10 protein-coding genes, 1 tRNA gene and 1 riboswitch are annotated in these 12,156 nt (G+C 32.1%); of the genes, 3 read left to right on the top strand and 8 right to left on the bottom strand.

Going from position 1 to position 12,156, the window contains the following annotated elements; genetic code table 11:
* Positions 1-66: 66 nt before the first annotated feature.
* Complete coding sequence (gene metK / locus ABWP20_RS03455) at positions 67-1,239, bottom strand: methionine adenosyltransferase (protein ID WP_353093769.1); 1,173 nt, start codon at positions 1,237-1,239, stop codon at positions 67-69.
* A 102-nt stretch (positions 1,240-1,341) separates the two neighbouring features.
* A riboswitch (SAM riboswitch) is annotated at positions 1,342-1,443 on the bottom strand.
* Positions 1,444-1,509: 66 nt separating this feature from the next.
* Entirely contained in the window at positions 1,510-1,980 is a 471-nt protein-coding gene (locus ABWP20_RS03450; RefSeq protein ID WP_353093767.1) for a COG2426 family protein, read from the bottom strand.
* 182 nt (positions 1,981-2,162) lie between these two features.
* Between ABWP20_RS03450 and ABWP20_RS03445 the strand changes: the two genes are divergently transcribed.
* From ABWP20_RS03445 to ABWP20_RS03435, 3 genes are all read left to right on the top strand, one after another.
* Positions 2,163-4,193, top strand: coding sequence for a methyl-accepting chemotaxis protein (locus ABWP20_RS03445; RefSeq protein ID WP_353093765.1), 2,031 nt, complete (start codon positions 2,163-2,165; stop codon positions 4,191-4,193).
* 178 nt (positions 4,194-4,371) lie between these two features.
* Positions 4,372-4,448 (top strand) — tRNA-Pro (locus ABWP20_RS03440).
* Between the two features lie 169 nt (positions 4,449-4,617).
* Positions 4,618-7,482, top strand: a complete 2,865-nt coding sequence (locus ABWP20_RS03435) for a phosphodiester glycosidase family protein (protein ID WP_353093763.1) — start codon at positions 4,618-4,620, stop codon at positions 7,480-7,482.
* A 37-nt stretch (positions 7,483-7,519) separates the two neighbouring features.
* Here the strand turns inward: ABWP20_RS03435 and ABWP20_RS03430 are convergent, their stop codons facing one another.
* The 6 genes from ABWP20_RS03430 to ABWP20_RS03405 all read right to left on the bottom strand — a co-directional run bounded on the left by ABWP20_RS03430 (position 7,520) and on the right by ABWP20_RS03405 (position 12,115).
* Positions 7,520-7,852 carry a rod-binding protein gene (locus ABWP20_RS03430; protein WP_353093762.1) on the bottom strand — a complete coding sequence of 111 codons (333 nt, stop codon included), beginning with the start codon at positions 7,850-7,852 and terminating at the stop codon, positions 7,520-7,522.
* Between the two features lie 13 nt (positions 7,853-7,865).
* Positions 7,866-8,660: a flagellar basal-body rod protein FlgG gene (gene flgG, locus ABWP20_RS03425; protein WP_353093760.1), complete on the bottom strand. Its 795-nt coding sequence runs from the start codon at positions 8,658-8,660 to the stop codon at positions 7,866-7,868.
* 10 nt (positions 8,661-8,670) lie between these two features.
* Entirely contained in the window at positions 8,671-9,714 is a 1,044-nt protein-coding gene (locus ABWP20_RS03420) for a flagellar hook-basal body protein (protein ID WP_353093758.1), read from the bottom strand.
* Between the two features lie 100 nt (positions 9,715-9,814).
* Positions 9,815-10,843, bottom strand: coding sequence for a rod shape-determining protein (locus tag ABWP20_RS03415; protein WP_353093756.1), 1,029 nt, complete (start codon positions 10,841-10,843; stop codon positions 9,815-9,817).
* 125 nt (positions 10,844-10,968) lie between these two features.
* Positions 10,969-11,223: a sporulation transcriptional regulator SpoIIID gene (gene spoIIID, locus ABWP20_RS03410; RefSeq protein WP_072975668.1), complete on the bottom strand. Its 255-nt coding sequence runs from the start codon at positions 11,221-11,223 to the stop codon at positions 10,969-10,971.
* Between the two features lie 49 nt (positions 11,224-11,272).
* Positions 11,273-12,115, bottom strand: coding sequence for a peptidoglycan DD-metalloendopeptidase family protein (locus tag ABWP20_RS03405; protein ID WP_353093753.1), 843 nt, complete (start codon positions 12,113-12,115; stop codon positions 11,273-11,275).
* Between the last annotated feature and the right edge of the window lie 41 nt (positions 12,116-12,156).

Here is a 12,156-nt window from a genome sequence, read left to right as displayed (position 1 = left end):
TGTTCTTATTGTTTCTCATTGTTAATTGTTAACTATTAATTGTGCATTGGAGATTTATTGAGGGAATTAACCCCTCAATAAATCAGCTTTATCTATTTTTTCCCATGGTAAATCTAAATCTTCTCTGCCGAAATGTCCATATGCCGCTATTTGTTTATAGATCGGCCTTCTTAGGTCTAAATCTCTTATAATAGCTGCTGGTCTTAGATCAAAATGTTTATTGACTAATTCTTGAATTTCTGTATCAGATATCTTTCCTGTGCCAAAGGTATCTACATATATAGATAATGGTCTTGCTACTCCTATGGCATATGCCAATCCAACTTCACATTTATCTGCTAATCCTGCTGCTACTATATTTTTAGCTACATATCTTGCAGCATATGCAGCAGATCTATCTACTTTTGTTGGATCTTTTCCTGAGAATGCTCCTCCTCCATGTCTTGCAAAGCCTCCATAGGTATCTACTATTATTTTTCTTCCTGTTAATCCTGCATCACCCATAGGACCACCTATTACAAATCTGCCTGTAGGATTTACATAATACTTTGTATTTTCATCCAATAACTCTTTTGGTATTATTTCCATTATTACATGTTTAATTATCTCTTCTCTAATTGTTTCAAGTTCTACATCTTGGCTATGTTGAGTAGATACTACAACATTTTCTATTCTAACAGGTTTATCATTGTGATATTCTACCGTTACTTGAGTCTTTCCATCTGGTCTTAGGTATTCTAATGTACCGTCTTTTCTTATATCAGATAATCTCTTAGCTAGTTTATGAGCTAAGGATATAGGTAATGGCATTAATTCTGGTGTTTCATTACATGCATAACCAAACATCATACCTTGATCTCCAGCACCTATTAGATCCAATGCATCATCTGAGCTATTTTTTTGTTCTAAAGCCTTATCTACTCCCATAGCAATATCACCTGATTGCTCATTTATAGAAGTAAGAACAGCACAAGTATCTGAGTCAAATCCATATTTTGCCCTTGTATATCCTATTTCTTCTATTGTATGTCTTGCTATTTTAGGTATATCTACATAGCATTTTGTAGTGATTTCACCTACTACAAGTACCATTCCAGTCGTTACTGTGGTTTCACAAGCAACCCTTGCATTTGGATCTTTTTCAAGTATTGCATCTAATATAGAATCGGATATCTGGTCACATACTTTATCCGGATGCCCTTCTGTTACTGATTCAGAAGTAAATAACCATTTTTTCATTAATCTTCCTCCTTTTGAGTTTGAACTCATATATTTATAACCTAATTTTGTGTTAGGTCATAAAAAAAAACCTTCTTAAGAAAAGGTTCTAGCATTCGCTTTACCTCATCTCTCAGAACATAGTTCTGTGGGATTTAGCACCTTGTATAATTACCGGTTGCTGGACTTCATCGGGCCCATACCCTCCATCACTCTTGATAAGGAACTATTTAGTTTTTATCTAACAAACATTTTATCATAGCAGAAAATTCTAGTCAATGAAGATAAAATTTAAAATAAAGAAAATAACTGATAGGATATTGTAGCTACAATAATACCTGATGTTATTATACCCAATGATATGGATAGTAGTGCCTTTTTGAAATCAAGTTTTAATATGGATGCTATAACTGAGCCTGTCCACACACCTGTAGTTGGTATTGGTATAGCTACAAATATAAACAATCCTATTAAACTATATTTTTTTATAATACTAGCCTTTTCCATAGATCTTCTTTTTACCCAACCTATTGTTTTTGAGAAAATCACCGTCTTTTCAAAATATTTCATAATAGGTTGAAGTAGTTTTAATAAAAATGGAACTATAATTATATTTCCTATTATACTAAGGATTGTACTATGTATTGGTCTTAAGCCTAGAGATATGCCTAAAGGTATAGCCCCTCTTAGTTCTACTATAGGCAGCATTGCAAAAAATATCACCATAATTTCTATCTTTAATTCTTCTATTAATGCCAGCATAAATATTCCTCCCATTCTTAGTATAATTATAAATCATTTCAAATTAATGTTCAATTATTCTATTTTCAAATCAATGCAGATTATTATAAATAATATTATTTTTCAGAAATCTATTGTCAATTTTTGTAAAAACAGATATAAATAAGGTATAGCTATTATTTAAATGATTTGGGGGAGATGAAATGATAAAGTCAAAAAATGAAAGAACAATCAAATCTAAATTAATTGTAATGCCTTTAATATTAGTATTTATTACAATTCTAACCATAGGTACAGGTACTTCATATCTATTTAAAAAGAGCTTGTTAGATGCTAAAAAAGAAAGTGGTTTTGAACTGGTAGAACAAGTGGTAAATAGGATGGAAGACAATTCAAATGCAGTTTTAACTATTAATCAAATCTTAGAAGAAAATATGAGAGCCGCAGCAAATACTGCCATAAAAAATCAAGACAACTTAAGTAATGAGCTTCTAGATAATATTGTAGAGGAATCAGCTATAGATGCTATATACTGGTTCAACAGCAATATGCAAATAGTCTATTCTACCGTTAGAAGAGATATTGGTTGGAAAGTGCCCGCTGAGCATTCATTAACCAAATTTATGGAAAGCAATGATAGTGAAATTATGGAAGAAATCAGACAAGATAATGCATCAGCCAATGGAGACTATTTTAAATTTGGAGCAGTTAGAGCAAAAAATGGTGAATGCGTACAGATTGCCATTCTCGCCAATAGGGTACAAGAATTGACAACGAACTACACATATCAAAACCTCGTTGAAAACTTATCTAATATGGATAACATAGTCTATGCAAAATTCATTGATTCAAATTCCATGATTCTGGCCCATAGCAATAAGGAATTGGTGAATACAGAAGAAACGGAAGAAAGTATAACTTCAGCCATTGGAAACCAAGAGAATCATGCTTCTTTACATAATAATGAAGGTATCGAAGTCTATGAAGTGCTGGTGCCAATTAATATAGATGGCAGATATTTAGGTTCTCTAAATGTTGCATTTTCTATGGATGAAACTTACAAGGCTATTAATAGAAATATTTATATTATTACTATAATTGGTGCTTTATCATTTATTATATTGGGAATTATTTTATTCTCCATTTCTAGAAATATAGCAAGAAATCTTGATACTACTAAGGAACATTTAAATATTATGTCATCAGGGGATTTTACAATAGATGTTCCCGACAATTATCTTAATGGAAAAGATGAATTTGGAGAAATTGCAAATTCTATAAAGGGACTTCAAAATTTTGTTAGAGATACAGTCCATACCATGGCCAATTCAGCTGAAAATTTAAAATCAGCTTCAGAAAAACTAACATCTGCCAGTAAAGAGTCAACAATGGCAGCCGATGAAATAGCCCATGCAGTTGAAGGTATAGCAAAAAGTGCTAGTGACCAAGCTACTGATACAGGACAAGGAGCAATAGATATTAATATACTTGGTGATTTAGTGGAAAAAAATCAAGAATTCATTGAAGAACTAAATACATCTACCCATAAAGTAAATTCCTTAAAAAATGAAGGAGTTGAAACTATAAAAGAGTTAGTAACAATAACTAGGATGAATCAATCTTCTATAAAAGAAATAAATGAAATAATTATAAATACAAATGAAAGTGCAGAAAAAATAGAAAGTGCTAGTCATATGATTCAAAGCATTGCAGAGCAAACTAATTTATTGGCATTAAATGCAGCCATTGAAGCTGCTAGGGCAGGAGATGCAGGAAGTGGCTTTGTTGTAGTAGCAGAGGAGGTACGTAAACTAGCTGAAATGTCCAATGAATTTACAAAAGAAATAGTAACTATAATAGGAGAGTTAAGTGCGAAAACAGAATATGCAGTAAATAATATTAAAAAGGTTGAAGAATCCACAGATTCACAGGTAAAAAATGTTGAAATAACTAATAAAAAATTTGCTGGTATTGCATTGGCAATAGAGGATATGGAAAAATCAATAAATAATGTTAATTGCTCTGGAGAAGAAATGAAAGTCAAAAAAGAAGATATAATAAGAATTATTGAAAATCTATCTGCAATATCAGAAGAAAATGCTGCAGGAACAGAAGAAACTTCAGCATCAATTGAGGAACAAATGGCATCTATGTTGGAAATAGAGAATACATCTCAGGTCTTATTAGGTCTCTCAGAGGAAATGCATGAAAGTATTTCAAAGCTTAAATATTAAAACAATATTGATTTATATAAAATATGTAGAAATTTAAAGATAAGCAAAGATTTATTTTGATTTAAATAGTTTTCAGCATATATACTTATATTTTATCTACTTTTAACCAAATATGGTATATATTATACCATTGCATTTTCCTCAAATCCGTCGTATACTATAGTAGTTGAGTGAGCGACGGGGTGTAGCGCAGTTTGGTAGCGCACGTGGTTTGGGACCATGGGGCCGGGGGTTCAAATCCTCTCACCCCGACCATCAACGAAAAGGATTAAACGAAAGTTTAATCCTTTTTTTATTTTTTGTCATTCCCCATATCTCAAATGTTAACAAGTTGTAATATGTTTGTAACCAAATTGATATATTTAAAATATATAATGGAAGGGACAAGCAATATGGCTTACATAAAATATTACGAGGTGAGATTATGAGAAAAAATGTTAAAAAGGTCTTTGTATCCTTATTAGCCGCTACAACTATTTTCACGTCTACTGGACCAGTTTTAGCCAATAAAGTTACAGTAAATATGCCCTATACTATATATCAAAATATCGAAAAAAATAATATTTCTGCTGGAGTAGTACATGAAAAAATAATGCGCTTTACAACCTCTGGATGGTGGAATATAAATGTTCTTAGGGTTAATCTATTAAATCCATATACTGAGTTGAAAAGCCTAGTAAATCCAAATGGTATTCCAAATAGGGACAAGGTTAGCTCTATGATAGAAAAACTTGATGCCGTTGCTGGAATAAACGGTGACTTTTTCAACTATAGTCCATTACCTTCGACTTTAGGTGCATTAATAGATAATGGAGAAATATTAACTGACCGTAGAGATGATGCCAATCCAGTATTACCTGGGTTTTTTGTTGATTTTTTGAATAATGCAAAAGTAGACTATTTTAGAAAAACAATGGAAGCTGATAATATTACAACCGGTGGTAAATTAAGAATCAGTGCCATAAATAATGTATCAAAATATTTTGATGTTGTGACCCTTTTAAATAAGCATTGGGGAGCTAAATCCATAGGAACTAGATTCCATAATGATTTAGTAGAAGTAGTCGTAGATAATGATGTAGTAACTGATGTAAGAGTTGGTAAGGAAGCTGTAGACATCCCTGAAAATGGCTATGTATTAATTGTAAGAGGAACAAAATCTGAGGAACTTAAGAAGTTTTCTGTAGGCGATTCTATAAAACTTAATATATCCAGTACTCCTGATATTAATAATATTAAGTTTGCCATAGGAGGAGGAAGCTATGTACTTAAAAATGGTGAACTAAATAGTCCTGACCTTTCCTCACCTGGAAATCATCCTAGAACTGGAATAGGAATTAATAAAGATGGTACAGAAGTAATTTTAGTGACTATAGATGGTAGGGACAGTTCCTTTAAAGGAGTTAGTCAAGAAATGCTAGGTGCAATCCTTAAGGACCTTGGAGCATATAATGGATTGAATTTAGATGGTGGCGGTTCTACTGTCATGGCTATAAAACCTATTGATGCTCAAAAAGCAACTGTAGTGAATAAACCTTCTGAAGGCTCTGAAAGACTTATTGTTAATGGAGTAGGGGTATTCTCCAATGCTCCAGTAGAAGAATTATCATATATAAAGATAATAACTGATGATACAAATATGTTTGTAGATACAACAAGAAGATTTACAGTAAAAGGATATGACCAAAATCACAATCCTATAGCTATTGATGCATCCCAACTTGTATTTACTCAAGAAGGTACAACTGGAGAGATATCTGGAAATACTTTCAAGGCACTATCACCAGGAAAAACAAAAATCACTGCTAATTATGGAAGCGTAACTGGTTCAATAGATATTAATGTTTTAGGTCATGTAAAGGATTTAACTAGTAATTTATCTAATTTCAATCTAGATATAAATAGTGAAAAAACATTACCTACATTCTATGGTAAAGATGAAAATGGATATCAGGCTAAAATATATCCTGAAGATATTAAATTTACAACTATAAATAACATAGGTCATGTAGAAAAAGGTGTATTCTATAGTGGTGATACATCTGCAGCAGGTGTTCTTACTGCTAATCTAGGAGAAGGAGTAGAAAACATTCTAGTATCCATAGGAAGTGACGGTAAGTTAATAGAAGGATTTGAATCAATTTCTAATTTCAAATTTACTTCTCAGCCTGAAACTGTTTTAGGTGGAATAAATCTTAGTCAAGATGCAAAAGAAGGTAAATCTTCTATAGCATTAAAATATGATTTCTCTCAAGGAGAAAATACTAGAGCAGCATATCTGAATCTAATGAAAGACGGAAAAGAAGGATTGCCTTTAGCAGGTGTTCCAAGAAAATTAGGTCTATGGGTAAATGGGGATAATAGCGGTAGTTGGTTAAGAGGAACCATAAAGGATAGTAAAGGCACAGCACATTCAATTGACTTTGCAAAAACTATTGATTGGACTGGATGGCAATTTGTGACTGCTAATATTCCAACAAATGTTTCCTATCCTATAACATTAGAAAAGATTTATCCTGTAGAAACCGATAGTTTAAAGAAACAATCAGGCGAATTACTATTAGATGGATTAACAGCTTTCTATCCACCTGCATTAGGTAATATAGTGCTTCCTACACCAAGTACTTTAAAGGATAGTAAAAATGTAAAGACTCCTGTAAGTAAGGATGGATTTTCCTTTGCTGTTTTAGCAGAACCAAAAGGATTAGATGCATTGGTAAAATATAATGCTAGTTCCAAAGTTAAGGCTAAAGTAAACAATCATAAAATAGCAATATCACTAAATGGAATATCTAATGAATTTGCAAATGGTTTAAATAACTATTCAAGAATTGATGCTTCTGGAGCATATAAGAAGAATAAACATAAAGATGTTATTTTTATAAATGTAAACACTCAGAAAAATGGTATTAGAGAAACCAATGTAGCTCAATGGACAAACTTAAAAAATGATTTAAATGGAGCAACTGAAAACAATATTGTACTTTTCTTCTCCACACCAATATTTGGTGCAAACGGATTTAAAGATACTTTGGAAGCAGATCTTCTTCACAAATATTTAGTAGAAGCTAGAGAAAAAGGTAAAAATATATTTGTTATACATGGTGGCAGCTCTAATACTTCAAACTTAAAAGATGGTATAAGATATATTGAATTAAATACTAAGGCATTAACTAAACCAGAAGATATTTATGATTTATCTATAATAGAGTTTGTAGTAAATGGATCTGATATAACATATGAAATTTCCCCACTTTTTGAAAGACCAAATGTTAAAGTTGATAAGTAAAAAATAATGACTTAGGCTTAAGCCTAAGTCATTATTTTTATAGTTTTACATAATTATTCTTAAATTGTTTATACAGTATTTTGGCTAGACCTATACCATTATCTCCTTTAGCCATCTCTTTAGATAATTCTTCTAATTGCATTTCCTCAAATATACGTGTTCCTTGAGACTTTTCTACTAAACCATTATCATCAGGGACATTCTTTTTCATTTCCTTTAGCATCATATAGACAAATATACTTTCAAATTCACGACATGTATCCATTAATTTTTTGTCATCTACATCCTGCTTCAGATTTTCCATTTTCTTTTGAACTACAGTAGGATCTTTATCTATATTTATCATATTATTAATTGGTGATATTTCCATTTAACTCACCTCATTATCTCTTTAGGTTATTTGCCATCTGCAACATTTCATCTGAAGTACTTATGGTTTTTGAATTGATTTCATAAGCTCTTTGTGCAGTAATCATCTTTACCATTTCATCTACTACCTGAACATTTGATGCTTCTAAATATCCTTGAACTACTTTAGTATTCATTTCTTCTGCTTCCAATGGTATTTCCTCACCTGAAGCTCCTGTTGCTCTATATAGGTTTTGGCCTTCAGATTGAAGTCCCTCTGGATTCATAAAGTTTACTAGTTTTAATCTACCAATTTCTACAGTTTCATCATCTTCATCTCTACCATAGATATATCCTAATTCGTCAACACTAATATCCTTAACTCCATCTTCTATAGTAATTAAATCATCATCTTCACTAAGTACAAAATATCCATCAGAAGTAACTAAAGTAGCTTCATCTCCATCTACACTTAATTTGAAGCTTCCATCTCTAGTATATCTCACATCTTCATTTGGTAATTCTACTGCAAAGAATCCTTCTCCATTTATGGCAAAATCAAATGCTCCCTGTGTTTCCATAAAACTACTTGTCCTAAAATCCCTCTTAGTAGCTACTGGCATAACACCATGGCCTACTTCTAAATTAACTGGTCTTCCTTGGTCATCATTTATATTTGCTCTTTTTATATTTGCATAGAATAAATCTTTAAACTCTGCTCTTTGTACTTTATAACTAGTAGTATTAACATTTGCTAAATTATTGGATATAGTATCTATATTAAATTGCTGTGCTTTCATTCCTGTAGCTGCTGTCCATAATGATCTCATATTCTACCTCCTACACTCTTCCTATTTCATTAGCTGCTTTTTCTAGCATTTCATCTTGCATCCTAACTACCTTTTGATTTGCTTCAAATTCTCTTAATAAATTTATCATCTCAACCATACCAGATATAGGGTTCATATTTGAACTCTCTAAATATCCCTGCAATACTTCACCATCAAAAGGCGCTTCCTCTGCATTAACATTCTCTGCTACATAAAAAAGGTTGTCCCCTCTTTTTCTAAGGAATTCCTTATTATTAATGTCTACTATATCTAAGGTATCAACTAAAACTCCATTTACTTGAACTTGTCCCTTAGCTAGGATGTCTATATTTTCACCATTTAATGGAATCTGTCCGTTTCTTCCAAGTACTCTTCTTCCATCTAAATCAGTTAAATAGCCTTCTGTTACGGCAAAAGATCCATTTCTAGTGTAGAGAGTTTCCCCATCTTCACCTTGGACTTTAAAAAATCCGTTTCCCTTTATGCCAAGATCCAGTTTTCCACCAGTATCTGTAAGACCTCCATTTGTAAAGTCTGTAACTATTTTTTGAAATCTAACTCCTCCGCTCATAGTACCTATAACATAGGCTGGTGGAGTATAAACAAGCCCTTGTAGGAGACCTTCCATGTCTCCAGCTTGTTGTACTCTATTTCCACTACTATCTACTATATAGTTTTCGTAATCAGTCTTATGTTCGTCTTCTAGATTTTTATAAGATGTTTTTAGATATCCTTCATCGTCTACAACAAATCTTATTTCCTTCACATAGGATTCACCTCTAGGAGTATTTACAACAAAATATCCCTCCTGAGTACGTGCGCTATGTACTCCATTATTATTTTCATAGATAATATTATTTTCTCCAGGCAACATATTTTTTAGTTCTTCAGTCCTACTTGTTTTAGCCAATAATTTCTCTGGAAAGGACTCAGTTAATGAAATATCCTTTTTAAATCCTGTAGTATTTATATTTGCCAAATTATTTGAAAGAACATCTAATTTTTTTTGGTTAGCCACTAACGAAGTAGCACCAATGTATAGACCTCTATTCATATGATTATCACATCCTAATATCCATAGTCATCAGCTCCGAGTAAATTCGAAACTACTCTCTTTATTCTCTAATATCTTATCGACTAATTTAACAAAAACTTTAATTTCCATATTTTTTTCTTACGCTGTCTTCTACTATATTATTGTCAAGATATTTCACCCAAGATAAAGCTCTTCCAGTTCCTCTAGCAACACAAGAAATCGGTTCATCTGCTATACTTACTGGAATTCCTGTTTTTTCTGTAAGTAGCTTGTCCATGCCATAAAGCAAAGCCCCTCCTCCAGTTAATAGTATTCCTTTATTGCTAATATCAGCAGCTAGTTCTGGCGGAGTCCTTTCAAGAACTATATGAACTGTGTCTATGATCTCCTGTATTGGTTCCTTTAAAGCATCAAGCATATCATCAGATGATATATTTACAGTTATAGGTAGTCCTGTAAGTAAGTTTCTTCCTCTTACTTCATTAAACTCTTCTTTTTCTCTTTTATATGCAGAACCAATACTAAGTTTTAATTCTTCAGCAGATCTTTCTCCAATCATCATATTATATTTTTTCTTAATATATTTAGATACAGCCTCATCACATTCATCTCCTGCTATCTTTATGGAACGGCTAACTACTATGCCTCCCAGTGAAATAACAGCTACATCTGTAGTTCCTCCACCTATATCAACTATCATATTTCCATTTGGCTCTGTTATATCTATTCCTGCTCCAATGGCAGCAGCAATAGGTTCTTCAATTATATATGTCTTTATGGCACCAGCTTGATTACTAGCTTGTATAACTGCCCTTTTTTCTACTTCAGTTATGCCACTTGGTACACATACTATTACTCTAGGTTTAAGTAAATATTTACCTGCAGCTCTCTGTATAAAATATTTTAACATTCTTTCTGTTGTATCATAATCAGATATAACCCCATCTTTCATAGGTCTAATGGCTATAATATTTCCAGGGGTTCTGCCTAACATCTTTCTTGCTTCCTCACCAACAGCTAAAAATTTATTTGTATTTTGATCAATTGCAACGACAGAAGGTTCTTTTAAAACTATGCCTTTTCCTCTTACATATACTAAAATACTTGCTGTTCCTAAATCTATACCTATATCAGTTCTAAATCCCAATCTGAATCCCCCCTAATTATCCTTATCCAATATAGTATTCTACATAAATTTCAAAATTCCTTCTTTTTTTAAAATTTTCCCCAAAAATTTACAAAAAGTTAAAAAGTCCCTATTAAGGGACCTTTTTACTCATTAGACGCACTATACTTTAGTTTAGTTGCTCTACCACCTCTTATATGCCTTTCAGCCTTGTTTAGGTCTAAAAGTTCTTTTACCATATGAGCTAAATTTGGATTTATCTTTGGTAATCTCTCGGTTAAATCTTTATGAATCGTTGATTTACTACACCCAAAAACTTTAGCTGTATCTCGAACAGTACTTTTATTCGCAATTATGTATTTTGCAACTTCTATTGTTCGTTCTTCTATATAATCTTTCACCTAATCAACCCCCTGACATTTTGGGTATTCAATAAATACTTATGCATTTTTAGTTGTTAATAGAACGTGGATCTACTAATTTTCCATTTTTTATAACCTCAAAATGAAGATGTGGTTTCATTAGCATTTCAATCTTTGCCGTATTACCTACTTTAGATATATGATCTCCTTTTTTAACATTAGAACCTACCTTTATCATTTCTTTAGTTCCAAGACCTGAATATCTAGTTTGTAAATCCCCTCCGTGATCTATTAATATTACTATTCCCCACAGTTCATCCTCATATACTTCTTTTACTACTCCATCTGCTGCTGCTTTAACTATAGTTCCTTCAGAAGCCTCAATATCTATACCTCCATGTCCTACCCAAGCCTCTAGGGTTTCTGAGTAAATTAAAGAATCAGAAGTATAATCTGTAATTATAGCTCCCTCTATTGGAAGAAAAATAGTTTTAGCTTCTTCAACTAAGTTGGCATCTTTTTCTTCATATTCATCATCTTCAAATTCCAACTCATCAACTTTACCTTTGACCTCCGCATAATTATCTTCCCCTACACTGGCTTCTAAAACTTCTTCTTTAGTATCTTCTGGCTTCGTAATGTTTGTTTCTGTTTCTGTCTTAGGTACTTCTTTATTAGATATTTCTTTATTGTCTACCCCTAGATTAGATAAATTTGCCATATAAGGATTCTCATCATAATCTTCTACTTTATCTTCTTTAGCCTTGTCACTCTCGTCCAAAATTACAAGATCACTATCTTTTATATTTTGGTTTGCATTAATATTTCGCATAGACAAGAATAACGTTCCTCCAGCAATTACACATACACATACAAATAAGAATAAGATAAATCCTTCTTTTTCCATTAGCTTTATTAGTTTATTTTTCATATCTCCACCTCCATTACCTAGTATTTCCAGATTGGAAATTT

Source organism: Tissierella praeacuta (assembly GCF_040396155.1).
GTDB lineage: Bacteria > Bacillota > Clostridia > Tissierellales > Tissierellaceae > Tissierella > Tissierella praeacuta_A.
Note: the sequence above shows the minus strand (reverse complement) of the source record. Positions and strands in the feature narration are given on the sequence as shown.